This is a genomic window from Castellaniella sp. FW104-7C03 (assembly GCF_040276085.1).
Taxonomy (GTDB): domain Bacteria; phylum Pseudomonadota; class Gammaproteobacteria; order Burkholderiales; family Burkholderiaceae_B; genus Castellaniella.
This window is the reverse complement of the sequence record NZ_JBELOK010000010.1, coordinates 85,523-111,962: the sequence shown is the minus strand read 5'-3', so window position 1 is coordinate 111,962 and position 26,440 is coordinate 85,523. Positions and strand designations below refer to the sequence as shown.

The 26,440-nt window shown below is 58.1% G+C and carries 27 protein-coding genes and 1 tRNA gene; 4 read left to right on the top strand and 24 right to left on the bottom strand.

What is annotated here, in order from left to right:
* Window positions 1–5 precede the first annotated feature (5 nt).
* The 3 genes from sufB to ABS758_RS12680 form a co-directional block, all read right to left on the bottom strand.
* Window positions 6–1,454 carry a Fe-S cluster assembly protein SufB gene (gene sufB / locus ABS758_RS12690; RefSeq protein ID WP_350383150.1) on the bottom strand — a complete coding sequence of 483 codons (1,449 nt, stop codon included), beginning with the start codon at window positions 1,452–1,454 and terminating at the stop codon, window positions 6–8.
* On the bottom strand, window positions 1,451–1,948 hold the full coding sequence (locus ABS758_RS12685; protein WP_350383152.1) for an SUF system Fe-S cluster assembly regulator: 498 nt from the start codon (window positions 1,946–1,948) through the stop codon (window positions 1,451–1,453). The genes sufB and ABS758_RS12685 overlap by 4 nt, the downstream gene beginning before the upstream one ends.
* A gap of 65 nt (window positions 1,949–2,013) precedes the next feature.
* Window positions 2,014–3,864, bottom strand: a complete 1,851-nt coding sequence (locus ABS758_RS12680; RefSeq protein WP_350383154.1) for an ABCB family ABC transporter ATP-binding protein/permease — start codon at window positions 3,862–3,864, stop codon at window positions 2,014–2,016.
* A gap of 114 nt (window positions 3,865–3,978) precedes the next feature.
* Between ABS758_RS12680 and ABS758_RS12675 the strand changes: the two genes are divergently transcribed.
* Entirely contained in the window at window positions 3,979–4,506 is a 528-nt protein-coding gene (locus ABS758_RS12675; RefSeq protein ID WP_350383156.1) for a sigma factor, read from the top strand.
* Window positions 4,503–4,976 (top strand): hypothetical protein, encoded by a 474-nt coding sequence (locus tag ABS758_RS12670; RefSeq protein ID WP_350383158.1) that lies wholly within the window; start codon window positions 4,503–4,505, stop codon window positions 4,974–4,976. Before ABS758_RS12675 ends, ABS758_RS12670 begins: the two co-directional genes overlap by 4 nt.
* Here the strand turns inward: ABS758_RS12670 and ABS758_RS12665 are convergent.
* The 8 genes from ABS758_RS12665 to ABS758_RS12630 all read right to left on the bottom strand — a co-directional run bounded on the left by ABS758_RS12665 (window position 4,966) and on the right by ABS758_RS12630 (window position 11,803).
* Complete coding sequence (locus ABS758_RS12665; RefSeq protein WP_350383160.1) at window positions 4,966–5,388, bottom strand: MerR family transcriptional regulator; 423 nt, start codon at window positions 5,386–5,388, stop codon at window positions 4,966–4,968. The genes ABS758_RS12670 and ABS758_RS12665 overlap by 11 nt on opposite strands.
* Entirely contained in the window at window positions 5,385–5,693 is a 309-nt protein-coding gene (locus tag ABS758_RS12660) for an integration host factor subunit alpha (protein ID WP_350383161.1), read from the bottom strand. The genes ABS758_RS12665 and ABS758_RS12660 overlap by 4 nt, the downstream gene beginning before the upstream one ends.
* 11 nt (window positions 5,694–5,704) lie before the next feature.
* A complete protein-coding gene (gene pheT, locus ABS758_RS12655; RefSeq protein ID WP_350383164.1) occupies window positions 5,705–8,110 on the bottom strand; it encodes a phenylalanine--tRNA ligase subunit beta in 2,406 nt (801 codons plus the stop codon).
* A 38-nt stretch (window positions 8,111–8,148) separates the two neighbouring features.
* Window positions 8,149–9,171, bottom strand: a complete 1,023-nt coding sequence (gene pheS / locus ABS758_RS12650; protein ID WP_350383165.1) for a phenylalanine--tRNA ligase subunit alpha — start codon at window positions 9,169–9,171, stop codon at window positions 8,149–8,151.
* A 78-nt stretch (window positions 9,172–9,249) separates the two neighbouring features.
* The gene (gene rplT, locus ABS758_RS12645; protein ID WP_350383166.1) at window positions 9,250–9,609 is read right to left on the bottom strand and encodes a 50S ribosomal protein L20; all 360 of its coding nucleotides are present in this window, start codon (window positions 9,607–9,609) and stop codon (window positions 9,250–9,252) included.
* A gap of 13 nt (window positions 9,610–9,622) precedes the next feature.
* Entirely contained in the window at window positions 9,623–9,820 is a 198-nt protein-coding gene (rpmI, locus tag ABS758_RS12640; RefSeq protein WP_298015901.1) for a 50S ribosomal protein L35, read from the bottom strand.
* A 163-nt stretch (window positions 9,821–9,983) separates the two neighbouring features.
* Complete coding sequence (locus tag ABS758_RS12635; RefSeq protein WP_350383168.1) at window positions 9,984–10,247, bottom strand: accessory factor UbiK family protein; 264 nt, start codon at window positions 10,245–10,247, stop codon at window positions 9,984–9,986.
* A gap of 38 nt (window positions 10,248–10,285) precedes the next feature.
* Entirely contained in the window at window positions 10,286–11,803 is a 1,518-nt protein-coding gene (locus ABS758_RS12630) for a YifB family Mg chelatase-like AAA ATPase (protein ID WP_350383170.1), read from the bottom strand.
* A gap of 281 nt (window positions 11,804–12,084) precedes the next feature.
* Here ABS758_RS12630 and ABS758_RS12625 point away from each other — a divergent pair, with 281 nt between their 5' ends.
* Window positions 12,085–12,423: a P-II family nitrogen regulator gene (locus tag ABS758_RS12625; RefSeq protein ID WP_350383172.1), complete on the top strand. Its 339-nt coding sequence runs from the start codon at window positions 12,085–12,087 to the stop codon at window positions 12,421–12,423.
* Window positions 12,424–12,444: 21 nt separating this feature from the next.
* Entirely contained in the window at window positions 12,445–13,677 is a 1,233-nt protein-coding gene (locus ABS758_RS12620) for an ammonium transporter (protein ID WP_350383173.1), read from the top strand.
* 101 nt (window positions 13,678–13,778) lie between these two features.
* Here the strand turns inward: ABS758_RS12620 and ABS758_RS12615 are convergent, their stop codons facing one another.
* The 13 genes from ABS758_RS12615 to ABS758_RS12555 form a co-directional block, all read right to left on the bottom strand.
* Window positions 13,779–14,168: a hypothetical protein gene (locus tag ABS758_RS12615; protein ID WP_350383175.1), complete on the bottom strand. Its 390-nt coding sequence runs from the start codon at window positions 14,166–14,168 to the stop codon at window positions 13,779–13,781.
* Window positions 14,169–14,440: 272 nt separating this feature from the next.
* Window positions 14,441–16,192, bottom strand: coding sequence for a phosphoenolpyruvate--protein phosphotransferase (ptsP, locus tag ABS758_RS12610; RefSeq protein WP_350383177.1), 1,752 nt, complete (start codon window positions 16,190–16,192; stop codon window positions 14,441–14,443).
* 31 nt (window positions 16,193–16,223) lie between these two features.
* Complete coding sequence (locus ABS758_RS12605) at window positions 16,224–16,493, bottom strand: HPr family phosphocarrier protein (RefSeq protein ID WP_350383178.1); 270 nt, start codon at window positions 16,491–16,493, stop codon at window positions 16,224–16,226.
* Window positions 16,494–16,508: 15 nt separating this feature from the next.
* Window positions 16,509–16,922, bottom strand: a complete 414-nt coding sequence (locus tag ABS758_RS12600) for a PTS sugar transporter subunit IIA (protein WP_350383179.1) — start codon at window positions 16,920–16,922, stop codon at window positions 16,509–16,511.
* The gene (gene gshB, locus ABS758_RS12595) at window positions 16,919–17,884 is read right to left on the bottom strand and encodes a glutathione synthase (RefSeq protein ID WP_350383316.1); all 966 of its coding nucleotides are present in this window, start codon (window positions 17,882–17,884) and stop codon (window positions 16,919–16,921) included. Before gshB ends, ABS758_RS12600 begins: the two co-directional genes overlap by 4 nt.
* 64 nt (window positions 17,885–17,948) lie before the next feature.
* Window positions 17,949–18,491: a translation initiation factor IF-3 gene (gene infC, locus ABS758_RS12590; RefSeq protein ID WP_350383318.1), complete on the bottom strand. Its 543-nt coding sequence runs from the start codon at window positions 18,489–18,491 to the stop codon at window positions 17,949–17,951.
* Between the two features lie 35 nt (window positions 18,492–18,526).
* Window positions 18,527–20,470: a threonine--tRNA ligase gene (gene thrS / locus ABS758_RS12585; RefSeq protein WP_350383181.1), complete on the bottom strand. Its 1,944-nt coding sequence runs from the start codon at window positions 20,468–20,470 to the stop codon at window positions 18,527–18,529.
* A gap of 206 nt (window positions 20,471–20,676) precedes the next feature.
* Window positions 20,677–20,753, bottom strand: a tRNA-Val gene (locus ABS758_RS12580).
* A gap of 57 nt (window positions 20,754–20,810) precedes the next feature.
* Window positions 20,811–21,668 (bottom strand): class I SAM-dependent methyltransferase, encoded by an 858-nt coding sequence (locus tag ABS758_RS12575; RefSeq protein WP_350383183.1) that lies wholly within the window; start codon window positions 21,666–21,668, stop codon window positions 20,811–20,813.
* Window positions 21,669–21,697: 29 nt separating this feature from the next.
* A complete protein-coding gene (gene bktB / locus ABS758_RS12570; RefSeq protein WP_350383184.1) occupies window positions 21,698–22,879 on the bottom strand; it encodes a beta-ketothiolase BktB in 1,182 nt (393 codons plus the stop codon).
* Window positions 22,880–22,987: 108 nt separating this feature from the next.
* Window positions 22,988–23,956, bottom strand: a complete 969-nt coding sequence (locus ABS758_RS12565; protein WP_350383185.1) for a chemotaxis protein — start codon at window positions 23,954–23,956, stop codon at window positions 22,988–22,990.
* Window positions 23,957–24,118: 162 nt separating this feature from the next.
* Complete coding sequence (locus ABS758_RS12560) at window positions 24,119–24,721, bottom strand: IMPACT family protein (protein ID WP_350383186.1); 603 nt, start codon at window positions 24,719–24,721, stop codon at window positions 24,119–24,121.
* A 37-nt stretch (window positions 24,722–24,758) separates the two neighbouring features.
* Window positions 24,759–26,360, bottom strand: a complete 1,602-nt coding sequence (locus ABS758_RS12555; protein ID WP_350383188.1) for an ABC-F family ATPase — start codon at window positions 26,358–26,360, stop codon at window positions 24,759–24,761.
* Window positions 26,361–26,440: the final 80 nt, after the last annotated feature.

Sequence of the window (26,440 nt, the reverse complement as noted above, 5' to 3'; positions counted from 1 at the left end):
ACTCCTTAACCGACGCTGCCTTCCAGACTCACGCCAAGCAGGTTTTGTGCTTCGACTGCGAATTCCATGGGCAATTCTTTGAAAACTTCTTTGCAGAAGCCGTTAACAATCATTGATACCGCATCTTCGGCTGAAAGGCCGCGTTGCATGGCATAAAACAACTGGTCTTCTGCAATGCGCGAGGCGGTTGCTTCGTGTTCGACACTGGCGCTGGGGTTTTGTACCTCGATGGTGGGAAACGTATGCGCTGCGCATTCCTTGCCAATCAGCAGCGAATCACACTGCGTGTAATTACGCGCGTTTTCGGCTTTGGGCGTCATGCGCACCAGACCGCGGAAGGTATTGCTTCCGTGTCCGGCCGAAATCCCCTTGGAGATGATGGTGCTGCGGGTATTGCGCCCCATGTGCACCATTTTGGTGCCCGTGTCGGCCTGCTGGTAGTGATTGGACAAAGCGACAGAGTAAAACTCGCCGGTGGAGTCATCACCCCGCAGGATCACGCTGGGATATTTCCAGGTAATCGCAGAACCGGTTTCTACCTGAGTCCAGGAAATACGCGACCGCGCGCCCCGGCAATCACCCCGTTTGGTGACAAAGTTGTAGATGCCGCCCACACCGTTCTCGTCGCCCGGATACCAGTTTTGCACGGTTGAGTACTTGATGCGTGCGTCTTCGAGTGCGACAAGCTCGACCACAGCCGCGTGCAGCTGGTTTTCATCGCGCATTGGGGCAGTACAGCCTTCGAGATAACTGACGATCGCACCTTCGTCGGCGATAATCAGCGTACGTTCAAACTGGCCGGTATCGGCGTTGTTGATGCGGAAGTACGTGGACAGCTCCATGGGGCATTTGACACCCTTGGGAATATAGACAAACGAGCCATCCGAAAACACGGCCGAGTTGAGTGCCGCATAAAAATTATCACCCGGCGGAACCACAGAGCCCATGTATTTCTGCACCAGATCGGGGTGCGAGCGCACCGCTTCGGAAAAGGAACAGAAAATAATCCCGACATCGGCCAGCTGCTTGCGAAATGTCGTGGCCACAGAGACGGAATCAAACACCGCGTCTACAGCCACGCCAGCCAGCTTGGCGCGCTCATGCAGCGGTACGCCCAATTTCTCGTAGGTTTTGAGCAACTCGGGATCCACCTCATCCAGGCTCTTGGGCCCGTCTTTTTTGGATTTTGGCGCCGAGAAATAACTGATGTCCTGGAAGTCGGGCTGCGGGAAATTAACCTTGGCCCAGTTTGGCCGAGGCATTTTCAGCCACTCGCGATAGGCCTTCAGCCGCCACTCCAGCATGAATTCGGGCTCACGCTTTACCGCTGACAGGCGACGGATCACATCCTCATCCAGACCTTTTGGAAAAGTCTCGGATTCGATCTCGGTGACAAAGCCGGCGTCATACTCGCGATCAAGGAAGGTATCGAGCTTGTCGTTGACAGTACTCATTTGGACAGACTCCAGTTCGGGGTATTCGGGATGGGCCGTGCAGGGGCTGCGACAGATGCAACCGGTGCCACGGATACGGGCACGGCCGACGTGTCGCTGAGCATGTCGGCCAACGTAACGGATTCGAGGGTGCGGCGCACAATCAGATTGATCCGCTGCCAGTGGGTACGAATATGGCAACCACTTTCGACGCTGCAGGCGCCGGGCATTGCAGTACACTCGGTCAGGCCAAACGGCTGATCCTCAAGCGCATCAATGATTTCTGCCACCGAGATCTGCTCGGCATCGCGCTCGAGGCGATAACCGCCATGCGCCCCACGGGTACTGGTAACCAGACGGTGTTGCGCCAAAAGTTTGAGCACTTTACTGACGACCGGCTGCCCCAGGCCCAAGCCGGAAGCAAGCTCCGCTGCACTGCAAACATGCGTCGGCTGGAGAGCCATATGCGTCAGCACAAGGATTCCGTAATCGACGATTTTGCTGATCCGCAGCATCGGCTGTTCCAGGGAAGAATTCAGGAAATAAAATAGTACTACTTTGGTACGGTTTAGGTCAAACCCTAATTGCGATCGGGCCCATCCACGGCCGCCGCAGGCGCTGGCATGCCAGACGCTTCAGCCGATAAGGTGCCCTCTTGTGTGCGGGATTGCTGCAACGCCCACATCCGGGCATACCGGCCGTTTTGCGCAAGCAATTGCGCATGCGTACCCTGCTCTATCACCCGACCCGCATCAAGCACCAAAATCAGGTCGGCATGGACAATCGTGGACAAGCGGTGAGCAATGATGATCGTCGTGCGGCCTTCGGCAATGCGGTTCAGTTGTTCCTGGATGGCCCGCTCGGTTCGGGTGTCCAGGGCACTGGTGGCCTCGTCAAACACCAGAATGGGGGGCGACTTCAGCAAGGCCCGGGCAATCGCCACCCGCTGCTTTTCACCCCCCGAGAGTTTCAGGCCGCGTTCGCCCACCTGCGTGTCGTAACCTTGCGGCAACGAGGTAACAAAATCATGGATGTGCGCCGCCTGTGCTGCAGCCACCACCTCATCCTGACTGGCACCAGTACGGCCATAGGCAATGTTGTAGCCGATGGTGTCGTTAAACAGCACAGTGTCCTGGGGCACAATGCCAATATGTGCACGCAAGCTGTCCTGGGTGTAATCACGGATATCGTATCCGTTGATGCGCACGGCCCCTCCGGTGGGATCATAGAAGCGGAACAGCAAGCGGGACAACGTTGATTTGCCCGCCCCGGACGCACCCACAACAGCCAGGGATCCGCCCGCCGGCACCTCAAAATCCACACCATGCAAGATCTGCCGATCCGCCTGGTAGCCAAAATCGACCGATTCGAAGGTGACGCTTGCCTGGCGCGTCTGCAATGTCTTTGCGCCTGGACGATCTGCGACTTCCTGGTGGTGCGCCATGAGCTCGAACATGCGTTCCATATCCGCCAGCGCATGCTTGATCTCGCGATAAACAAAGCCCAGGAAATTAAGCGGGGCATACAGTTGAGTAAGGTACGCAGACACCAGCACGACATCGCCAACGGTCATGCTGCCCTGCACCACCCTCAGCGCCGACTGCCACAGCAAGGCCGTCATGCCAACGGTAATGATCAAGCCCTGGCCCATGTTCAACAAATTAAGCGACACCTGGTTGCGCACGGCAGAATCCACCCAACTGCGCATATCGTGGTCGTAGCGGCCGCTTTCGTAGCCTTCGTTGCCAAAATATTTGACGGTTTCATAGTTCAGCAGCGCATCGACGGCCTTGCCGTTGGCCTGGCTGTCCAGGGTGTTCATCGTGCGCCGGTAAACCATGCGCCGCTCGGTTACACGCAAGGTAAACAATACATAGGCGGCAATGGTGGCCAGCGTCAGGGCGGCTAACACCCAGTCGTAGCGCCAGAGCAGCACGCCCGTCACCATGGCAATCTCCAGTAGTGTCGGCAGGATATTGAAGACCGTGAAGTTCAGCAGAAAACCAATTCCCTTGGTGCCACGCTCGATATCACGAGTCAGCCCGCCAGTACGACGCCCCATGTGAAAACGCAAGGAAAGCGACAAGAGATGCCGGAACAGCTGGCTGGCTACCTGCTGAATAGCCCCCTGAGTCACCCGCGCAAACAAGGCGTCGCGCAACTCGCCAAACACACCTGTCATGAGACGTGCCAGGCCATAACCCACCAAGGCAGCGACCGGCACCGCCAATACGGAGGCCGGAGCCCCAAGACCATCAATCAAGTCTTTAAGATAGATAGGTGTGGTGACATTGGCCAGCTTGGCAATGATCAAACAGGAAAACGCCAAGATGACCCGGCCCCGGAAGGCCCAGACATACGGCCAGAGGTTCTTGAGGGTCTGCCAGTCGTCGCGCCGCGCAGGCGCAGGGCCGGTATGAGAGAAACGCATGAAACGTCCCGAAAATGTAGGTGACAAGTTGTGGCGGCGCCCAATGGGCCGCCAGGGTTGCAGCGCATACAATAGAGCGCATCAAGGAAAACCCGGCCAAGCCGGAGAGATTGTATGACTGTTTCGGTATTCGACTACGAGGGTGAGCTTCTGGCGTGTGCCCAGGGCGATCGTTCGGCTTTCCATGCGTTGTACCACCAAGAGGCCGGCGCCATGCGGGCTTTGGCCCTGGCTATGCTAGGAGATGAAGCGCTGGCCGATACGGTCCTGCTCGAGGCATTTACACTGATTTGGCACAATGCCGCTGGCTACAGCGCTGGTATCGGCACCGCACGGGCCTGGATCTACAGTATCTTGCGTTACCGCGCACTCGACCATCAACGCCAGTTGCGCGCACAGGGCAACACCAGTGTCGAACAGCTGCCCTTGCCCACCCTGTCCTTACACCCGGAACGCCCGTCCGGCGCCGTGCGCCATGTGCTGGCCAGCTTACCGGCTCCCCAGCTGGATGCCCTGTTATACGCTTATCTACACGGTGGCAATGCCGCCCGCATCGCCGATCAACTCGATCGCTCCGAGCCGGATATCGACGCCTCCATCGAGACCGTCCTGACCCACATCGACGAGGCGGTTCACGCATGAAATCGCATCGCTCATACTCTGATCACGAAATTGCGCGATATGTACTGGGCCTGGATATGGGCCCACACACGCAAGAGATCCAGGCACGATTGGCACGCGACGACGCTGCAGCTGCCCGCGCACTCAAGTGGGAAACCTATTTTCTGGATATCGTTGACGCGCTGCCTGCCTCGCAGCCACCGCCGTCTGTGCTTGCGCAGCTGGAAGCCAGCCTGGGCATGGAGCCCTGCCCCCCACAAGCAGCTTCAGCGGAGCCTGATACGGGTGCTGCCGATGCGCAACCCCCGGAAGTTGCAAGGACGCACGTCTCAAGAAACTACTTTAAACAGCCGCGCGCCTGGCGAACCCTGGGATTGATTGTGGCGGTAGCCGTGCTGCTATTTTTGACGTGGGCGGCCTTAAAACCACTGCCAGACGAAACCCAGGTGCAGCAAACAGTGCACCTGGAAGCAAGCCCTGCTACAAATTAAGCAGGCCTTCGGCCTGATCAGGCCGATGCCTGCCTTGGAGTGCCTCGCCAAGGCGATCGCGGATCGCTGAAAGATCTGCCCTAAGCGCTTGAAGCTCGGCACCTGTCAGGCGTACAGCGGCATCCTGATCATGCGGCATGTCGGGGCCCTCGCCCAGACGGTTGCGGGCACCGGCAATCGTAAACCCCTGCTCGTAGAGCAAATCACGAATCCGGCGCACAAGCAGGACTTCGTGGTGCTGGTAATAACGACGATTACCGCGACGCTTGACCGGTTTCAGCTGCGCGAATTCTTGCTCCCAATAGCGCAGGATATGCGGTTTGACCCCGCAAAGTTCGCTGACCTCGCCAATCGTGAAATAGCGTTTGGCGGGAATGGGAGGCAATGTGGTTGCAGGTGTTGCAGCACTCATGCGGCTTCTCCGGCACACTCAACACAGTCTTTGAGTTTCTGACTGGCGTGAAAAGTAACCACACGCCGGGCAGAAATCGGGATGACTTCGCCTGTTTTAGGATTACGCCCCGGGCGCGGCGGTTTATTGCGCACCTGGAAGCTGCCAAACCCGGACAGTTTGACTTCAACGCCATCAACCAAAGCGTCGCGTATCTCGGCAAAGAAAGTATCCACAACGTCTTTGGCTTCACGCTTGTTCAAGCCAACCTTCTCGAACAGAAGTTCGGCCAGATGGGCCTTTGTGAGTGTCCGATCTGTATTCACCGACAAGTCTCCTATGTACGCAAACGGGCCCCGTGCTGGCGGGACAGAGCCTCTGTGAGGCTATGCATGCAATGTTCGATCTGGGCTTCTTCGAGGGTGGCATCCTGGCCTTGAAACCAGAAACGCAAGGCCAAGCTGCGCTGCTTGCCCGAAGAGGTGTCGCGCCAGATGTCAAACAGTTTAATGTCTTTAACCACCGACAGGGCAGCATCCGACGCAATCTGGTGCTCAAGTGTATCAAGCAAAGACTGCCAGGGTTGATCAGCCTCTACCCAGATAGCCAAATCGCGCACCACCACAGGCTGTCGTGACAGGTTTTGAGGGGCGGGAAACACGCGCTGCGCAATGATGCCGGCGTCAATCTCGAACACCACCGGAGCAAGAGGCAGATCCAGTGCCTGGGCCCAGCGCGGATGCACCTCACCCAGCCAGCCCAGGGCCTGCCCATCCAGCAGCAGTTGTGCGCTACGGCCTGGGTGCAGGGCAGGATGGCTGGCGGCCACGCAGCGCAAACTGCCTGCACGGGCACCCAGCAAGGATTCGAGATCGCGCTTGAGGTCGAAAAAGTCGACCGCGCGATCTGGGACGCCCCATTGTTCGGGCACGGCAGGCCCCCACGCAGCAGCAGCCAGCCGGGTGGGCTGGGATACACCAGCCACCGCGAGATCGCCATCAGCCACGGAGCCATCGCGCGCAAACACACGGCCAAGCTCGAACACCCGTACACGGTTCTGTTTATGCTTGGCGTTGTGCGCGATATTGGCCAACAAACCACCGATCAAACTGGAGCGCATCACGGCCAACTGGCTGGCGATGGGGTTCAGCAGGCGAATGGGTTGACCATTGCCGCAATAGTTTTGCTCCCAGGCTTCTTCCACAAAAGAAAAGTTGATCACTTCCTGGAAATCCAGCCCTGCCATGGCCGCACGCATGGCATGCGGGCCATAAAGGGTTTCCGGCACCACCCGCATGCGGGCCGGGGCAACAGGTGGCAAATCGGGAATCCGGTCGAAGCCGTAAATGCGTGCCACTTCTTCGATCAGATCTTCTTCAATCTCCAGATCGAAGCGTGCGGCAGGTGGCGTCACCAGAAAGACATCGTCAGTATGCGTGAATTCAAAGCCCAGCCGGGTAAACACATCGGCCACTTGCCGGCTGTCGAGTGCCACACCCAATACCCGGACACACCGGGACAGCCGGAGCGAAACAGGCTCACGCTTGGGTAATTGGATGATCTGGTCGTCGAGCGGTCCAGCCTGGCCCCCGCAGATATCCAGAATCAGCTGTGTCATGATGTCCAGATGCGCAGGAATCGTGGAAAAATCCACCCCGCGCTCGAAGCGGTGGGCTGCTTCAGAGCTAAGCTTGAAGCGACGCGGAAGCCCCATGATGGCCTTGGGCCACCAAAAGGCACCCTCGAGGAACACATCTGTGGTGTCCAAGGTGACGGCAGAGGCTTGCCCACCCATAATGCCTGCCAGGCTTTCGGGGCCATGGCCTGCATCAATGACACCGACATCCGGCGACAAGGCAACTGTCTGGCCGTTAAGGAGCTCCAGCGACTCGCCCTCGTGCGCCCAGCGCACGGTCAGCCCATCCTGGATGCCACTCAGATCGAACACGTGCGTGGGCCGTCCAAGCTCCAGCATCACGTAGTTGGAGATGTCCACCAGCGCCGACACCGAGCGCTGGCCGGCACGCTCAAGGCGGGTCTTCATCCACTCGGGAGTAGCGGCCCGGGCATTAACGCCGCGCACGATACGGCCCGCAAAACGGCCGCAAAGATCAGGGGCTTGCACGGTTACTGCAAGACGGTCTTGCAGCATTACTGGCACAACAGGCACCTCGGGCTGATGCAGCGCACACCCCGTCAGCGCGGCAACCTCGCGTGCGACGCCCTGTATGGACAGGCAATCGGCCCGGTTGGGTGTCAGTTTGATCGTGAAGATCGTATCGTCGAGATCCAGTGCCGTGCGCAGATCAGTACCGGCTTTCAGTTGGTCTGAGAGCTCGAGCAAGCCCGCGTGATCTTGCGACAGGCCAAGCTCGCGTGCCGAGCACAGCATCCCGTGCGACTCGAGCCCGCGCATTTTGACCGGGCCTATCGTCATGCCCCCTGGCAAGCACGCCCCTACCTGTGCCAAAGGCACGGTAAGACCCGCTGCAGCATTGGGCGCCCCGCAAACAATCTGCAGCAAGGTGCCCGAACCGTCGTTGACCTGGCAAACCCGCAGCTTGTCGGCATTGGGGTGCGGCTCGATGGATTCGATTTTTGCCACTACCACACCGGAAAATGCCGGTGCATAAGGCTCAGCGTCTTCTACCTCAAGGCCTGCCATAGTGAGGCGATGAGACAAGGTCTGGCTGTCAATATCGGGATTGGCCCAGCTACGCAGCCATGATTCTGGAAATTGCATGATTCGGTTCCGTTTCGCTCAGTGCAGAGACTGGGATATCAGAGATTGAATTGACGCAGGAAGCGCAGATCGCCCTCGAAGAACTGGCGAAGATCATTGACGCCATAGCGCAGCATCGTGAGGCGCTCGAGCCCGGAGCCAAAGGCGAAGCCGATATAGCGTTCGGGATCCAGCCCGAAATTGCGCACGACTTGTGGGTGCACCTGCCCGGAACCGGAGATTTCAAGCCACCGGCCTTGATTGGGGCCTGAGGTAAACATCATGTCGATCTCGGCGGATGGCTCGGTGAACGGGAAAAATGAGGGTCGAAACCGTAGTGTGAGGTCGTCGGTTTCAAAGAAAGCACGCAGAAAATTGGTGTACACGCCTTTGAGGTCGGCAAAGGAAATGTCCTCTGCGATCCACAGACCTTCAACCTGATGAAACATCGGCGAGTGCGTGGCATCGTTGTCAACCCGATAGGTGCGGCCCGGTGCGATGACCTTGATGGGCGGCTTGTTCATCCGCGCGTAGCGTACCTGCATCGGGCTGGTGTGCGTACGCAGCACCAGTGGCAAGCCCGTATTGTCTTGCATATCCACGTAAAACGTATCCTGCATCGAACGTGCAGGGTGGTTTTCAGGATTGTTGAGCGAGGTGAAATTGGTCCAGTCGTTTTCGATTTCGGGGCCGTCAGCCACATCGAAACCAATCGAACGGAAAATCTGCTCGACCCGCTGCCAGGTACGAATGACCGGATGAATGCCCCCGGTGCCGCGCCCTCTGCCAGGCAATGTGACATCGATGGTTTCGGCCGTCAGGCGCTGGTTGAGCGCTGCCTGGGCGATCTCGGCCCGGCGCGCATTGAGCAGCTGTTCTACCTGCTGCTTGGCTTGATTGATCTCGGCGCCGCGACTGCGTTTTTCGTCGCCCTGAAGACCCGCAAGGCCCTTGAGCAATGCGGTTAAAGAGCCTTGCTTGCCCAAAAAGGCAGCTTTTTCATTTTCGAGTGTCGCAGCGTCTGCAGCTTGCGCAAAGCGCGCCCTCGCGTGCGAAATCAACTCGTCGAGCGTCGTGTCCATAGCTTCTTCCAAAACACAAACGGAGCCCAAATGAGCTCCGTTTGCGATGAGACAGAATCGATAACGAAACTGTTTTAATCAGGCGGCCAGTGCGGATTTCGCCTGAGCCACGACGGCAGCAAAACCAGCTTTGTCGTTGACAGCCATATCGGCCAGCACCTTGCGGTCGAGTTCGATGGAGGCTTTTTTCAGGCCGGCAATGAACACGCTGTAGGTAACGCCGAGCTCTCGGCAACCTGCATTGATACGGGCAATCCACAATGCACGGAACGTGCGCTTTTTGTTGCGGCGATCGCGGTAGGCATATTGGCCTGCACGCATGACTGCCTGCTTGGCGACCCGGAATACATTACCGCGGCGACCGCGGTAGCCTTTGGCGGCTTTAAGAACTTTTTTATGGCGTGCACGAGCTGTGACGCCGCGTTTGACGCGAGGCATTAGGTATCTCCGATCAGGCGAAAGGCAACATCGCCTTTACGGAGGCGATATTTGTTTCATGGACAGCAGCCGAACCACGCAGCTGACGCTTATTTTTCGTGGTTTTCTTTGTCAGGATATGACGTTTGAAAGCTTGGCCGCGCTTGATGGAACCACTGCCGCGCACCTTAAAGCGCTTGGACGCGCCTTTTTTGCTCTTCATTTTGGGCATGACGATTACTCTGTTGACTTTGCGAATTCAGGTGGCCCGACACATCGAGGCACTTGTCCAACCCGGTATCCGCAATCTGCTGAAAACCCGCCATGCGCAACGTGCACGAACGGGCTTGTTTTCCATAACTGAAACATGGAAAAGCTGTTGATTATAGAATGATTTACTGAGTTTTGTCTAACCCGGCGCCTGTCTGCGCTTGTTCAAGTGCCTGCACACGGGACTCGAGTGCTTGCACGCGATCAAGGGCACGCGCAAGGAGATCCGTTTGCACGTCGAATTCTTCGCGCGTGATGAGATCCATACGTGTAAAGGTTTGTGCCATCAGCGCTTTCATGTTGCGCTCGATGTCGGCCGCCGGTGTCTTGGCCAGCATGTCGGACACATTTTTTTGAAAGTCGTCCAGCCATTGATTGGGAGCGATCATGAGGGTCCTCCTGCAGGTAAAACGTTTATTTTAACGGCTTACGCACCGACATCATCTGATGAGGGGCGAAATTGCACCGCCTGTGCCACGTGCTCCAATCGAGGTTGCTCAAGCCCATCCAGGTCGGCCAGGGTACGGGCCACTCGCAAAGCCCGCTGACTCGCCCGCGCAGACCAGCCCAGACGATGGATAGCCTCTGCCAGCAATGCGCGGGCCGCGTCATCCAGTTGAACATTGGCCAGCAGGCCAGTTGCCCCAAGCTGGGCATTAAGGCAATCCTGACGTTGCAACTGCCGCCGGCGGGCCGCCAATACACGTACCCGAACTGCTTCCGAAGACTCTCCAGCCGGTAGCTCGTGCCAGGCTTTCTCGGCGGCCAGCGTCACATGCAAATCGATCCGGTCGAGCAAGGGGCCCGACACCTGAGCACGATACTTCAGGATGCGCTCCTGAGGACAGCGGCACACACGCCGAGGATGACCGTACCAACCACACGGACACGGATTCATGGCAGCCAGAAGCTGAAATCGAGCTGGAAAGCGGTAACTGCCTGCAGCCCGCGCCACTGTTACCGAGCCTGTTTCCAGGGGTTCGCGCAAGGCTTCCAGTGCCCGGCGATCAAACTCGGGAAGCTCATCCAAAAACAGCACACCATGATGTGCCAGACTGATTTCTCCCGGGCGGGGATGTGCACCACCTCCCACCAACGCAGCTGTGGACGCCCCATGATGTGGGGCCCTGAAGGGGGGCGCGGCGCTCAGGCCTTGCTGTATGGATACCAGCCCCTGAACCGCCGCGACCTCCAGTGCCTGCGTTTGGGTAAGCGGCGGCAGCAAGCCGGGCAAACGCTGCGCCAACATGCTTTTGCCCACGCCTGGCGGCCCACAGAACAGCACACTGTGGCCGCCAGCGGCGGCGATTTCCAGGGCCTGGCGTGCCAGCGCCTGGCCGCGCACTTCGCTCATGCAGGCCAACTGCCCGGAAGCAAGCGGCAAAGCAGCAGGCGGCGCAACCGATAGCGGTTGCCGGCCGGCCATATGCGCCACAACCTCTTCCAGACTTTGGGCCTGAAGTACACACAGACCGGGTACCAGAGCTGCAATACCCGCAGCAGGCGGAGCAAGGATCAGAACCGCTTCATGATCTTCGCGCGCAAGCGCCAGGGCAATGGCCAGCGCCGCCCGTTCGGCCATCAGCGCGCCGGTCAGGGACAGCTCACCCGCCAAGACATAGTGCGACATCTCTGTGGTACCCGAGGGTGGCCGGTCGATCTGGCCGGAAGCCAACAGAATCCCCACTGCAATCGGGAGGTCGAAGCGGCCAGAGTCTTTGGGCAAATCTGCCGGTGCCAGATTGACGGTAATCCGGCCGGATGGAAACTCAAAGCCGCAGCTAAGGATGGCAGATCGAACCCGGTCCCGGCTTTCTCGAACGCCGGCGCCAGGCAAACCCACAATCGAAAAAGCAGGCAGGCCACAGCCTACATGCACCTCTACCTGGACAGGCCTGGCCTGAAGCCCAAACATGGCCCGACCGGCCAGCACAGCAAGCGACATTGCTCATCTCTCCCCATCCTTATCATTGCCCCAAACTATACGGGCCCCAGCCACCGCCGGGCATTGGAACAGGCTCATTCTGTCCTGCACCAAACGGGTGCACACCCCCTTCTCCCTGCACCATCGCGAGGCATATTGCGCCTTGCAAAAATGCGCAAATTGCACCTTTCCAGAGCGCGTGCCCCTACCCCAACACTCGCAAGTTCACGACATATCCAACACGGCAATGTGTTGGCACGCCTTTTGCTGTGTAGGCACTGCCAGATAAACAAGGAAGACTCATGAAACTCATCACCGCCATCATCAAACCCTTCAAGCTGGACGAGGTATACGCCGCCCTGACAGCAGCCGGGATTCAGGGCATGACAGTGACCGAAGCTCGCGGCTTCGGAAGGCAGAAAGGTCACACAGAGCTCTATAGAGGCGCTGAATATCAGGTCAGCTTTTTACCCAAATTGCAGATTCAGATCGCTGTGTCTGACGAACAGCTTGAACTGACGATTGAATGCGTGTGCCAGGCAGCACGCACCGGCAAGATTGGTGACGGCAAAATTTTTGTCACGCCCCTTGAACACGCTGTACGGATTCGCACGGGTGAAGCCGGCGAATCTGTCCTTTGAACCATACCGGAACCTGTAAAAATGGATAAAAGCGATGTTGTCTGGGTACTGGTAAGTACCCTTCTGGTCTGGCTGATGTGCGTCCCCGGCCTGGCGCTGTTCTACGGTGGGCTGGCCCGCGGACGCCATGTGCTGTCGGTAATGAGCCAAACACTGGGGGCCTGCGCACTAGCCATGGTGCTCTGGTTTGTTTACGGCTACTCACTGGCCTTTGCACCGGGCTCGGGCATCCTGGGCGGTCTGACACATCTGGGTCTGGCCGGGCTCTATGTCCAGGGCGCAAGCACCACCCTGCCCCTGAGCGGCACTATTCCCGAGCTGCTGTTTGCACTGTTTCAGGGTGCATTTGCAGCAATCACCTGCGGACTGATTACGGGCAGTATCGCCGAGCGTACCCGCTTTGGCGCCATGATGCTGTTTACCGGCATCTGGTTCACACTCGCCTACCTGCCCATTGCCCACATGGTCTGGGCACCCAATGGCTGGTTGCATCTGCGTGGCGCACTCGACTTCGCAGGTGGCACCGTTGTGCACATCAGCGCAGGCACCGCAGGTCTGGTTGCTGCCCATCTGGTGGGCCCCCGCCAAGGTTATGGCCGCCAGGCGATGCCTCCCCACAATCTTCCTTTCAACCTGACTGGTGCCGCACTGCTCTGGATCGGCTGGTTTGGCTTTAATGGCGGATCGGCACTTGCTGCCAACGAGCAAGCCGTGCTTGCCGTGGTCAATACGATGATGGCAGCCGTCTGCGGTGTGCTGGTCTGGCTACTGATCGAACGTGTCTTAAGAGGCAAGGCATCTTTGCTGGGAGCCGTCTCGGGTGCGATTGCCGGCCTGGTCGGCATCACCCCGGCCGCCGGGCTGGTTGCACCCAGCGGTGCCCTGGTGATCGGCGCCCTGGCGGCCTGGGCGGCCTTCTATGGCGTCAACGGACTCAAGCGCCTCCTGGGCGTTGACGATGCCTTTGATGTCTTTGGCATCCACGCAGTGGGCGGCATCGTCGGCGCCCTGCTGACCGGCATATTCCAGTCGAGCAGTTTGGGGGGAGCAGGCCCCGCCGGCGTCCTGTCCATACTGTGGCAGACATGGCTGCAGACAGAAGCGGTTGTTATCAGCATCATTTGGGCTGGCGTTGTGGCCGCACTGGCTGTATTTGTGGCCAACGGCCTGATCGGTTTGCGGGCATCCGCCGACCAGGAAAGTGTCGGTATGGATCAAAGCGATCACGGAGAGAACGCTTACCCCATGGCCTAGCGACGCGCTCCGCGGCAAATCTTCATGTTCACGAAAAAAGGACGCTTGAGCGCCCTTTTTTCGTTGACTATCCTCTGGCCACACATAATGGCCAAGCAGGCTTATTTGCTGCTGTCAGTGCCGCTACCCACGGCGCCCTGAATCGCCCCATCAGCCTTTTCAGCACCTTCCTTGATTGCATCACGGGCGTCGGTGGCAGCCTCACCCATCTTGTCGCCGAGTTCCTCTGCCTTGGTCTTCGCATCCTCGCCAGACTGCTTGATCTGCTCTTCCAACGTAGGCTTATCAGTCTGGGAGGAGGAATCCTGGGACGACTGAGGCGTCGTAGAGGGTTCTTGAGTGGCTGGCGGCACAGGGGCTGGCGTAGGGGCTGTGGACGGAACCGGCGCAGCCGGGGGTGCTGCGGGTTCGTCACTCTTGGAGCAAGCCGCCAGCAGGCCCATTGAAGCGACGACTGCGGCCATGGTAAGCGTTTTGCGCATTGTATTCATGATCTTCCCTTTTCCAGTTTCCATCGACGGAATTTTTTTAAAGACCGGACTGTAACAGCCGGGCTAGTTACAATTCTATCGACCTTGGATAAAGGGTAAACCCTGACATGTAAACAGCCATTGCAGGCAGCGCCAGGCAAAACACGGGTTTTAATTTGGACGCCCAAGGGAAAAACGCAGCAAGTGGGCACACAGGCGGCTCTGGCGCAGCCAACAACTGGACACAAAAGACCCGATGCAAACACCGGACAAATAAGGCCATAGAAAGAAATTCAGGCTGACAAGGTACTTAGATCGATGCGCGCCGCTCGATTCAGTGCAGAGGCCACCTTGACGCGCAAAGCATTGGAATGCGCCTTGCGAATCTCTTTTTTGACGTCCAGCAACTGCTGCGGGTGCATGGAGAAACCGGTCAGCCCCAAGCCCAGCAGCATACGCGTCACCCGCACGTCACCGGCCATCTCGCCGCAGACGGACACAGGCTTGCCAACGCGCTCGCCTGCATTGATCGTGTGCGCAATAAGCCGCAAGACGGCCGGGTGCATGGGGTCGTACAGCGATGACACATCCTTGTCGCCCCGATCAATGGCCAACACATACTGGATGAGATCGTTGGTGCCAATCGAAAGAAAGTCGAGCGTCTCCGCAAAGGGCTCGATGGCAATGGCCATCGCAGGGATCTCGACCATGGCACCCAGTTGCACCCTGGTTTCGTGGGAGATTCCTGCGTCACTCAGCTCTTCGGCTGCACGCGCCAACGCGCGCCGCACAGCCACGACTTCGTGCATATGCGACACCATGGGGATCAGCACCCGCACCGGACCATGCACCGCTGCCCGCAGCAGTGCGCGCAACTGAATGTTGAAGAGCTCCGGGTTGGCCAGACAATAGCGAATGGCACGCAATCCCAGGGCGGGATTGGTCGCGACCGTTGCCTCGCCATCCAATGTCTTATCAGCGCCGATATCAAGCGTACGGATGGTCACCGGCCGACCGCCCATTGCCCGTACTACCGATGCATAGGCAGCATATTGCTCATCTTCGTCGGGCAACTCGGCTCGTCCCATAAAGAGGAACTCGCTGCGAAACAGACCAATACCTTCGGCACCTGCCGCCAATGCATCGGCAGCTTCTTCGGGCAGCTCTATATTGGCTTCCATTCGCACCTGTACGCCGTCAAGTGTTATGGCCGGTGCGAAACGCAAGGCTTTGAGTTCGTCGCGCTCGCGCAAGAATGCCGCTTGCCGCTCTTGGTACTCGCGCAAAATGCTCGGGGAGGGATTGACCAGCACCATCCCGTTGACGCCATCGACGATCAGGACATCGCCATCGCGCACCAAAGCGCGCACTGTTCCCATTCCCACCACGGCCGGCACGTTCATGCTGCGCGCAACAATGGCGGTGTGCGAAGTTGCGCCACCCAGATCGGTAAGAAAGGCACCAAACTTGCCACCACGCAGTCGCATCATGTCTGGCGGCGAAATATCGCGCGCCACGACAATCAGGCTGCCATCAATATCCACACCGTCCAGGTTGGGCAGCCACGATGCGGTGCCCGACAGTACCCTGAGCACGCGCTCGATCACTTGCCGGACATCGGCACCGCGTTCGCGCAGGTAGGCGTCTTCCACCTGGGCAAATTGTTCTGCCAGCGATTGCCCCTGCGTGGTAAGCGCCCATTCGGCGTTGTACTGGCGCTCGTCGATCAGTTGACAGACTGACTGCACCAGCATGGGATCCTGCAACAACATGGCATGCACAGAAAGCAGCACACCCAGCTCACGAGGCGCGTCTGGTGGCAGCATGTCCACCATCTGCTGCAGCTCCTGGACTGCACTGTCTACGGCCGCACACAGCCGATTTTTTTCGGCGGCGATGTCTTCGTCGGCTATTCGGTAGTGAGCGACTTCGAGCGCGGCGGCGCTCATGACAACTGCGCGGCCAATGGCATAGCCACGCACAACGCCCTGCCCATACAAACAGAGTGTCGAGGACAGCTCGGAATCTGGTTCTGAGCCACTCATGGGCAAACCCGGCCTGTCATCCTGCCGATGATCATTCGGCCTCTCCAAACTTGCCCTCGAACAAAGCCCGGATATCCTTGAGCGCCTGCTGCTCATCGGCGCCACTGGCATCAATACGCACGGTAACTCCAAGCCCGGCGGCCAGCATCATGACACCCATGATGCTTTTTGCATTGACTCGTTGCGCGCCACGCGAAATAAATACGTCGCTGACGAAGCGGCCTGCCAACTGGGTAAGCTTTGCCGCCGCACGCGCGTGCAGGCCAAGTTTATTGGAAATCACCAGATCCATTGATGGCATGGGCAAAACTCCTAACTAGCAGTCGGGAGGGGGATCTGCGTTGACTATCCCGCGTAACGCCCCCTGTCGCACGCGTTCGCTGAGGGATTCCGGGTTGTCCTGCTGGTCGGTCAAGGCTTTGAGAACCATGCAGGCGTTCGTGCCCGTCAATAGATGAATGATATAGCCTTCTTCGAGTGCCTGGCGTAGCGCCTGGGCCGCAATATTGAAAGGCGTTGCGCCGTAGAGGTCGCTGAGCAACAAGATGGGCTGATCCACCTCACCGGTACGAATCCAGGCCAACAGGCGATCAGTGTGCTGATCGGGGGGGGAATCAGGTTGAATGTCGAATACCTGGAGATCAGGCACCCGGCCCAGCACGTGCTGGGCACAGGACTGAAACGCTGAGCCCAAAGGCTGATGCATCACCAGGGCAATACGGGTTTTCATGCGCGGGCGCCCACGGCCTGTTGCAGCGCCTGCACGAAGCGGCCAGCCACATCAAAGCCTGTTTGTTCTGTGATCTCGACAAAGCACGTGGGACTGGTGACGTTGATTTCGGTAATGTAGTCGCCGATCACATCCAGGCCAATCAATAAAAGCCCACGCGACGCCAGGCGACCGGCAACTGCCTGGGCGAGCGTGAGATCGCGGGCCGACAAGGGTTGTGCAACCCCCCGTCCGCCTGCAGCCAGATTACCCCGCGTTTCTCCTTGTAGCGGCAAGCGCGCCAGAGCAAACGGCACAGGCTCGCCACCGATGATGAGAATACGCTTGTCGCCCTCGACGATCTCCGGAATATAGCGCTGCGCCATGATGGTGCGAGTGCCCATCTCGGTGAGGGTTTCGAGAATGGTTCCCAGATTGGGCTCTTGGGGCTGAAGACGGAATATTCCGCTGCCGCCCATGCCATCCAGCGGCTTGACGATGACATCACCCTGCTGGGCGTGAAAGGCCCGTAAACGGGCCATATCGCGGCTGACCAGGGTTGGTGTGGTGTACTGCGCAAACTCTGTGATGGCGAGTTTCTCGGGGTGGTTGCGAATCGCCGCCCCCGTATTGAACACGCGTGCGCCCTGTGCCTGGGCATAATCAAACAGATGCGTGGAGTAGATGTACTCCATGTCGAAGGGCGGATCCTTGCGCATCAGAACCGCATCGAAGTCGGCCAGGTCGGCATCAACCGCGGCATCATCCTGGATCCACCAGTTGTGACCCTGCCAATCGGCATCGGGCCGCAGCTGCATGCCAGTGGCCGCCACCCGCACCCGCCCCTGATCAATGAAGAGATCAGCCTGCAAGGCAAAACTGAAGCGGTGGCCTTGCGCAGCCAGGCTGCGCATGATGGCCACAGAGGAGTCCTTCCAGGCTTTCAGGCCGGGGAGCGGATCAATCACAAACAGCACATGCATGACAACATTATCCATGTGAGGCAGATCGACCCGGCACCGACACCAGGCCGATCAGAAAAGAAGATCAGGCTGCATCACCCTGTTTGCCCGACTTACGGCGCGGTGCCAGCACCATGACCATTTGCCGGCCTTCGAGCTTGGGCATGGCTTCGACCAGGACGAGATCACCGAGATCGTCGCGCACGCGTTCGAGGACTCGCATGCCGAGCTCTTGGTGAGCCATCTCGCGACCACGGAAGCGCAGCGTAACCTTAGCCTTGTCGCCGTCTTCGATGAAGCGGCGCAAATTGCGCAGCTTGACCTGGTAGTCGCCTTCATCGGTGCCTGGACGGAATTTGACTTCTTTGACTTGAATTGTTTTTTGGCGCGCACGAGCTTCGGCCTGGCGCTTTTGTTCTTGGTATTTGAATTTGCCGTAATCCATCAGCCGGCACACGGGAGGTGTGGCTGTTGGCGAAATTTCGACGAGGTCGACGTCGTTTTGCTCTGCGAGCGCAAGGGCTTCGCTGGTGCGCATAACGCCCAGTTGCTCGCTATCGATGCCAATCAGGCGGACTTCGTGGATACGGATTTCACCGTTGACGCGGTGTTTTTTTTCGGTTGCGATGTCAAGGACTCCTGGAAATTAATAAAACGAGGGTATCAGGCCTGACCTGACTGCCCTCCTTGGTCTCGGGTGGCGATTTCTTGGTGCAGGCGCGCCGCAAAATCGGCCAGCGGCATGGTACCTAAATCAAGTTTGCCACGCCCGCGCACAGAAACGATACCAGATTCGCGCTCTTTGTCGCCCACAACAAGGATATACGGAACCTTTTGCAGACTGTGTTCTCGAATTTTACGAGTGATTTTTTCACCACGCAAATCGGAGGACACCCTAAACCCTTGTTTAACAAGGGTTTTGGAAACTTGTGCCGCATAATCGGCAGAACCCTCAGAGATGCAGCACACCACCGCATGCTGCGGCGCCAGCCAAGCGGGCAATGCGCCCGCGTGGTTTTCGATCAGCATCCCGATAAAGCGCTCGAGGGAACCCAGAATGGCACGGTGCAGCATCACAGGCGTGCGGCGTTGATCCTGGGCATCCACGTACTCGGCCCCAAGCCGCGCAGGCATGGAAAAATCTACCTGAATGGTACCGCACTGCCAATGACGCCCGATGGCATCCTTGAGCGTGTACTCGATCTTGGGACCATAGAACGCGCCCTCACCTTCGGATACCTCGTAGGAGCAATGCGCCAGATCGAGACTGTCCATCAGGGCTTTTTCGGCCTTGTCCCAGACGTCGTCGGCACCAATGCGTTTCTCGGGACGCGTGGCCACTTTGTAGAGGATCTCGGTGAAGCCAAAATCGGCATACACCTTTTGCAGCAGCCGGGTAAAGGCCGCACACTCGTCTTGCAACTGGTCTTCAGTACAAAAAATGTGGCCGTCGTCCTGGGTAAAACCGCGCACGCGCATCATGCCGTGCAGCGAACCAGAGGGCTCGTTGCGGTGGCACTGGCCAAACTCGCCATAGCGCAGGGGAAGTTCGCGATAAGAATGCAGCCCGGCATTAAAGATTTGCACATGGCCGGGACAGTTCATTGGCTTGAGCCCGTACACACGGTTTTCGGACTCTGTGGTGAACATGTTTTCTTTGTAGTTGTCCCAGTGGCCGGTTTTTTTCCAGAGAGACAAATCGAGGATTTGCGGTGCCTTGACTTCCTGGTAGCCGTTATCCTGGTATACCTGACGCATGTATTGCTCGACTTGCTGCCAGATGGTCCAGCCTTTGGGGTGCCAGAAAATCAGGCCGGGCGCTTCGTCCTGGAAATGAAATAGATCCAGCTCACGGCCAATTCGGCGGTGATCCCGAAGCTCGGCCTGCTCAAGCATGTGCAGATAGGCGTCTTGGTCGGCCTGACGTGTCCAGGCGGTACCATAGATGCGCTGCAGCATTTCGTTGTTGCTGTCTCCGCGCCAGTAGGCACCGGCAACTTTCATGAGCTTGAAAACCTTGAGGCGCCCCGTGGAAGGCACGTGGGGGCCGCGGCAGAGGTCGATAAAATCGCCCTCGCGGTACAGGCTGATTTTCTCGTTGCTGGGGATGGACGCGATGATCTCTGCCTTGTAGGCCTCGCCAATTTTCTTGAAAAAGGCCACGGCCTCATCACGATCCCAGACTTCACGCACCACGGTCTCATCACGGCGGGCAAGCTCGGCCATTTTCTTCTCGATGGCTTCGAGGTCTTCGGGGGTAAAGGGCCGCTTGTACGAAAAATCGTAGTAAAACCCGTTATCGATCACCGGGCCGATCGTGACCTGAGCATCCGGAAACAAGGTTTTTACCGCGTAAGCCAGCAAATGCGCCGTGGAATGCCGGATCATGTCCAGGCCTTCGGGGTCTTTCTCGGTGATGATGCTGAGATTTACGTCGTGATTGATTTGGTGGCTGACATCCACCAGATGGGTTTCGCCATTTGTCGTGAGTTTGCCACCCAATGCCGCCTTGCCCAGACTAGTTCCGATCGACTGAGCAACGTCGAGTACAGAAACCGCATGATCGAACTCACGCTGTGAGCCGTCGGGTAAGGTGATGCAAACCATGAATATGTGTCCTGAAAATACAAAACGCGGCCTGCGCCGCGTCGGAATAATTTAGATTGCCATGCAGGAAGGGTCTTGTATCAGTTTAGCAATCAGGCTGCCAACAAGCAATTTGCATCGACGGATCAGCCACTAAAACATCAGAACTTTTTACGATTGGAAAAACAAAAACCGCTGCCTGTAGGAAGCAGCGGCTTTGAAAATACTGGTAGGCAGTACTGGATTCGAACCAGCGACCTCTACGATGTCAACGTAGCGCTCTAACCAACTGAGCTAACCGCCTGAAGAAAGAACGAGATTGTATGGGTGATTTTTAGAGCTGTCAAATGGCTTGGGGCGATTACAGAGGACCATCCGAGGGATGGGATCTGGTCGCTTGAGAAGCCACCAAGCCATTGGCCGGGCTGCCTGATGCCGCTTCAGTTTGGGCGAGTTGCGACAGGAGCGAGCGGGCCCACCGCCGTGCCGGCAAGCGGGTCGCCGTCTCAAGCGCAGCGGCACGATCCATCAAGTCTTGGGCACTGCCGGACAGCACATGACCCTTGAACGCCAAAACCACGGTATTGCCCTCATCCACCTCCGGCAAGCACACAAACTGACCATTGAATGCGTGGTCGATGGCCTGCAGATTGCGCTCAAAGCTGGCATGCTGACCAAACAGATTGACCGTCATGACACCAGGCTCATCGAGGATACGATAGCAATCCTGGTAAAAGGCCGGCGTATCACACACCGGGCCCTGCGCATGGCTGTCGTACACATCTACCATCAAGGCCCGATAGCGCCCTGCCCGGGCGGGATCCGCCACCCAATCCAGAGCATCCGCATGGTGAATGACAGATCTTTCCTGGGCTGGCAAGCGGAAAAACACCCGGCACATCGCAGTGACCGCCGGATTGCGCTCGACGGTGTCTACTGCCGAGCGCGTATGGCGCATGGAAAACCGGAGGAGCGAACCGGCACCCAGCCCCAGAATGGCCAGACTATCACGGCTGCCTGGCCGCACAAACAGGAGCCAGGCCATCATTTGCTGGGTATACGCAAGCACCAGTTCGGACGGCCTGGCCACCCGCATCGCCCCCTGGATCCACTCTGAATTAAAGTGAAGAAACCGGATACCGGCTTCTTCGGACAGAGTCGGCTCGTCATCTTCCCAGGCTGACTGCGGGCGGCTACGGGATTTACGGGCGTGGGCCATAGGGTTGCGACAGTAAAAAGAGCCGGCGATCAGAGACGCTCGAAGATGGCTGCAATGCCCTGCCCGCCACCAATGCACATGGTAACCAGGGCATGGCGCCCCTGCACCCGCTCAAGTTCATGCAAGGCCTTGACGGTGATTAGAGCACCCGTGGCACCAATGGGGTGACCCAGGCTGATCCCGCTGCCATTTGGATTGACCTTGGCAGGATCAAAGCCCAGCTCGCGCGACACGGCACATGCTTGTGCTGCAAAGGCTTCGTTGGCTTCAATCACATCGATCTGATCAAGGGTCAGGCCTGCACGTTGCAAGGCAGCCCGCGTAGCCGGCACTGGGCCAATGCCCATGTATTGGGGATCAACCCCGGCATGCCCATAGGAAACCAGACGCGCGATGGGTTTGAGCCCCCGGGCTTTGGCGGCACTGGCTGTCATCAGCAACACTGCCGCGGCACCGTCGTTCAAGCCAGACGCATTGCCGGCTGTGACGGTACCGTCTTCTTTGGCAAACACAGGGCGCAGCTTGCTGAAGCTTTCGGGAGTGGCATCGAAACGCACGTGCTCGTCCTGATCAAACACGACCTCGCCTTTGCGGGTTTTTTGTTTGACTGGAACGATCTGTGACTTGAAATAGCCTTGTTTGATGGCGTTTTCTGCCCGGTGATGAGACTCGAGCGCCAGTGCATCCTGATCTTCGCGCGAGATGCCGTATTTCTTGGCGACATTTTCTGCCGTCACACCCATGTGATATTTTTCGAAGGGGCATGACAAGGCGCCTGTCATCATGTCGATGAGACGAGAATCACCCATCCGGGAGCCCCAGCGCTGGCCCGCTGCAATGTAAGGCGCACGGCTCATGCTCTCGGCGCCTGCGCCGATGGCTACTTCGGCGTCTCCCAGCATCAAGCCTTGCGCCGCCGACACAATGGCCTGCAGGCCAGAGCCGCACAAACGATTGACGTTGAAGGCAGGGGTTGTCTGGGGAATTCCCGCATTGATCGCGGCCACCCGCGACAAATACATATCGCGAGGTTCGGTATTGATGACATGACCAAACACCACATGGCCGACTTCTTCCGCAGAGACGCCCGCACGTGACAGTACCTCGCCAACGACGAGGGTGCCCAGCTCGCAGGGTGCCACGTCTTTGAGGCCGCCGCCAAAATCACCCACCGCGGTGCGGCAAGCCTGAATAACTACGATATCTTGCATGGTGTGTCTCCTGTTGGGTGCTGCGTTGCAGCAATAAAGAGACATGGTAGCGTATTGGCCTGCCCATGAAAATGCCCCTCACGGGGCACCTACTGAGCTTGATTGGGCTCAGGCTTTGCCGGGCAGTGCCTTGCGCAAGGCAGCAGCGAGTTCGGCGGCAGAGAACTTGGCGACATAGCCGTCGGCCCCCACACTACGCACGTGGTCTTCGTTGGCAGAGCCCGACAGAGACGAGTGGATCACTACAGGCAAGACCCGCAAGCGGGGGTCCTGCTTTATGTTGCGGGTAAGCGTGAAACCATCCATCTCGGGCATTTCGAGATCTGTCAGCACCAGGCCGACCTTGTCCTGGATGGATTTTCCTTCGGTGTCTGCCTCACTTTTGAGTGCATTAAGCCTGTCCCAGGCCTCACGCCCCGATTTGACCATCTCAAAAGGCAACTGCATGGCCTTGAGTGCCTGCTCGAGCAAGGAACGCGCCACAAAGGAATCGTCGGCCGCCAGCACGATAGAACCTGGCCGGATGGAAAGTTTCTCGCCAATTTCCTGTTCCTTGACCTGATGGCGATCTTTCTCGGGCGTTACTTTTTGCAGGATCGCCTCGACATCCAGCACTTGTGCCAGGCGCGAATTGTCGCCCGCACCATCCAGCCGGGCCATGCTGCTGACCAGGCTTTGCGACGTACCGGTGGACTCGGCGGAGATGACCTGGTTCCAATCGAGACGCACGATATCGTCAACAGACTCGACCGTAAAAGCCTGCGTCGTGCGGCCAAACTCGGTAACCAGCATCAAGGACGGCGGTGCAGACAGCTTGCTGCCCACGATCGCGGGGAGATCAAAGACCGGAATGACCTGATCGCGCAGTTGAACAACACCCAGGGAGTAGCGCGGCGAGCCCGCAACTGCCGTTACGGTGGGCATCGTGACGATTTCACGTACTTTCAGGACATTGATCCCGTAAAGCTCCGACTGGCCGGACTCGGTATTGGTGCCCAGCTTGAACAACAAAAGCTCGAAGCGGTTAGTGCCTGTGAGGCTGGCAGAATCATCCACCATGGGTTGGCTGGCGCTCATGTGCCGGTTTCCTGTTGAAACATCAAAACGATCTGAACGGCCAGTGTACGAGATTGCGGACGGCCCAATCTGTCTAACACAGGCACTGACAATGGTTAATTCAGGGCTAAAATACCGCCGCCCAAGGGATCAGGCCGCTATTCCCGGAGCCCCAGCAATACACTATGTACCGATCTGCTGCGAGATGACGTCCCATTGCCCCTGCCCCCGGGTTTGGTCACGATACAAGGCTTCCATCGCCAAGGCCTCTGCGCGAGCGCAGCGTAGCGTCCAAGTGACGCCGTGGGCATCAAACTCCGCTGTATCGAACTGCGCCCCCGCAGTCAGCAAACGGGCCTGCACCCGGTCCATCTCCGCATAAGCGCAGGTGCAACACACCAGGGTTTCCTCACGCAGCTCAACCTTATCAGCCAGGCGCAGGCATTCGGCGGCTGCACCCCCATATGCCCGGATCAGGCCGCCTGTACCCAGCTTGATGCCGCCATACCAGCGGATCACCAGCACCGCGACCCGATCACAACCCTGCGATTGAATGGCCTGCAAAATGGGTCGCCCGGCGGTGCCGCCGGGCTCGCCGTCATCATTGAAGCGATATTGGTCACCATACTGCCAGGCCCAGCAATGATGCGTTGCCTGGACATCGTGATGAGCCGCAAAAAAATCCTGGGCGGCCTGGGCATCAGCAATGGGTGCGGCCAACGCCAGAAAACGGCTCTTACGAACCTCTGTTTCGTAGCGGTTGGGCGCGGTTAAAGTACTGGACATGTGGCGGCCATGGCCTGGCATCGGGCCTGGCGCAGGCCTAGACCTCTATCCCTTGCGAGGCCAGGTAGTCTTCGTAGGTGCCGGGGTAGTCGTTCAGCTTGCCATCGGGCAAAATTTCGATGACGCGCGTTGCCAGCCCGGAGACAAACTGGCGATCATGCGACACAAATACCAGCGTGCCCTGATATTGCTCGAGCGCATATTGCAGGGATTCGATCGACTCCATATCCAGGTGATTGGTGGGCTCGTCCATCAGCATCACGTTATGGCGGCCCAGCATCAGGCGGCCAAAGCTCATGCGGTTTTTCTCACCACCAGACAGCACGCGCACGGCCTTGGTAATTTCATCGCCCGAAAACAGCAAGCGGCCAAGCACAGAGCGGATCGACTGGTCCTCGTCGCCCGGCTGACGGTAATCCGTCATCCAGTCAAAGAGATCACGGTCAGAATCAAACTGGTCGGAGACATCTTGCGCCATATAGCCGATATCGGCGTTTTCAGACCAACGGACTACGCCTTGGTCTGGCGCCAAGTTACCTGCCAGCAGACGCAATAATGTGGTTTTCCCCACCCCGTTAGCCCCAATGATGGCCACTTTTTGACCCGCCTCGACCATGGTGCTGAGGTTCTGAATAATTGGGCGATCATAGGCCTTGGAGAGATCTTCGATGTGAACCGCCTGGCGATGCAAGACCTTGTTGACTTCAAAGCGGATATACGGGTTTTGCCGCGATGACGGCTTGACCTGAACCGTTTCGGCCTTGATGCGATCAATCTGCTTGAGCCGCGACGTTGCCTGGCGGGATTTGGATTTGTTGGCGGCAAAACGGCGCACAAAATCCTGCAGTTCGCTGACGCGATCTTTGGCACGGGCATTGGCAGCCACCTGCCGCTCGCGGGCCTGAGTGGAGGCAAGCATGTAGTCATCGTAGTTGCCCGGATACACCCGGAGCTCGCCATAATCCAGATCGGCCATGTGCGTGCACACCTCGTTGAGGAAGTGGCGGTCGTGGCTGATGATGATCATGGTGCTGTCATAACCATTGAGCACCGTTTCCAGCCAGCGGATGGTATTGATGTCCAGGTTATTGGTGGGCTCATCCAGCAGCAGTACATCCGGATTTGAAAACAGGGCTTGCGCCAACAGTACGCGAAGTTTCCAGCCCGGCGCAATTTCGCGCATGGGCAGCTGGTGCTGCTCTACCGGGATTTCAAGACCCAACAACAGCTCGCCGGCCCGGGCTTCTGCGGTGTAGCCGTCGTATTCGGCAAACTTGCCTTCGAGCTCGGCCGCCCGCATGTAATCGTCCTCGGTGGCTTCGAGGTTGGCATAGATGGCATCACGTTCGGTCATGGCCTGCCACATCTCGACGTGCCCCATCATGACGACGTCAAGCACACGCTGATCTTCGAACGCGAACTGATCCTGACGCAGTTTTCCCAGGCGCACGCCAGGATCCAGGGCCACATTGCCGGAGGAAGGATCGAGGTCTCCACCAATGATTTTCATCAGTGTGGATTTACCCGAGCCATTGGCGCCAATGAGGCCGTAGCGGTTGCCGTCGCCAAACTTGACGCTGACGTTCTCGAACAGCGGTTTACTGCCGAATTGAATCGTAAGATTATTGGTAGAGATCACGTTTAGGGTGCACCAGGGAAAAAGCAAAATAACCTATGATTTTAGCAGCCTCGGTGGGCACCCTTGCTTCTGACCGAATA

Coding starts and splice junctions, on each gene's coding strand:
- ABS758_RS12560 (WP_350383186.1), bottom strand. CDS start 24,721: ATGTCCAGTACTTTAACCGCGCCCAACCGCTACGAAACAGAGGTTCGT.
- ABS758_RS12565 (WP_350383185.1), bottom strand. CDS start 23,956: ATGAGCGCCAGCCAACCCATGGTGGATGATTCTGCCAGCCTCACAGGC.
- sufB (WP_350383150.1), bottom strand. CDS start 1,454: ATGAGTACTGTCAACGACAAGCTCGATACCTTCCTTGATCGCGAGTAT.
- ABS758_RS12605 (WP_350383178.1), bottom strand. CDS start 16,493: ATGCCATCAATGGATCTGGTGATTTCCAATAAACTTGGCCTGCACGCG.
- bktB (WP_350383184.1), bottom strand. CDS start 22,879: ATGCAAGATATCGTAGTTATTCAGGCTTGCCGCACCGCGGTGGGTGAT.
- gshB (WP_350383316.1), bottom strand. CDS start 17,884: ATGCATGTGCTGTTTGTGATTGATCCGCTCCCCGGCCTGAAAGCCTGG.
- ABS758_RS12575 (WP_350383183.1), bottom strand. CDS start 21,668: ATGGCCCACGCCCGTAAATCCCGTAGCCGCCCGCAGTCAGCCTGGGAA.
- ABS758_RS12600 (WP_350383179.1), bottom strand. CDS start 16,922: ATGAAAACCCGTATTGCCCTGGTGATGCATCAGCCTTTGGGCTCAGCG.
- ABS758_RS12670 (WP_350383158.1), top strand. CDS start 4,503: ATGAAATCGCATCGCTCATACTCTGATCACGAAATTGCGCGATATGTA.
- ABS758_RS12665 (WP_350383160.1), bottom strand. CDS start 5,388: ATGAGTGCTGCAACACCTGCAACCACATTGCCTCCCATTCCCGCCAAA.
- ABS758_RS12615 (WP_350383175.1), bottom strand. CDS start 14,168: ATGAATACAATGCGCAAAACGCTTACCATGGCCGCAGTCGTCGCTTCA.
- rplT (WP_350383166.1), bottom strand. CDS start 9,609: ATGCCTCGCGTCAAACGCGGCGTCACAGCTCGTGCACGCCATAAAAAA.
- ABS758_RS12630 (WP_350383170.1), bottom strand. CDS start 11,803: ATGTCGCTTGCTGTGCTGGCCGGTCGGGCCATGTTTGGGCTTCAGGCC.
- ABS758_RS12675 (WP_350383156.1), top strand. CDS start 3,979: ATGACTGTTTCGGTATTCGACTACGAGGGTGAGCTTCTGGCGTGTGCC.
- ABS758_RS12680 (WP_350383154.1), bottom strand. CDS start 3,864: ATGCGTTTCTCTCATACCGGCCCTGCGCCTGCGCGGCGCGACGACTGG.
- rpmI (WP_298015901.1), bottom strand. CDS start 9,820: ATGCCCAAAATGAAGAGCAAAAAAGGCGCGTCCAAGCGCTTTAAGGTG.
- pheT (WP_350383164.1), bottom strand. CDS start 8,110: ATGCAATTTCCAGAATCATGGCTGCGTAGCTGGGCCAATCCCGATATT.
- pheS (WP_350383165.1), bottom strand. CDS start 9,171: ATGGACACGACGCTCGACGAGTTGATTTCGCACGCGAGGGCGCGCTTT.
- ABS758_RS12620 (WP_350383173.1), top strand. CDS start 12,445: ATGGATAAAAGCGATGTTGTCTGGGTACTGGTAAGTACCCTTCTGGTC.
- ABS758_RS12635 (WP_350383168.1), bottom strand. CDS start 10,247: ATGATCGCTCCCAATCAATGGCTGGACGACTTTCAAAAAAATGTGTCC.
- ABS758_RS12625 (WP_350383172.1), top strand. CDS start 12,085: ATGAAACTCATCACCGCCATCATCAAACCCTTCAAGCTGGACGAGGTA.
- thrS (WP_350383181.1), bottom strand. CDS start 20,470: ATGGTTTGCATCACCTTACCCGACGGCTCACAGCGTGAGTTCGATCAT.
- ptsP (WP_350383177.1), bottom strand. CDS start 16,192: ATGAGTGGCTCAGAACCAGATTCCGAGCTGTCCTCGACACTCTGTTTG.
- ABS758_RS12685 (WP_350383152.1), bottom strand. CDS start 1,948: ATGCTGCGGATCAGCAAAATCGTCGATTACGGAATCCTTGTGCTGACG.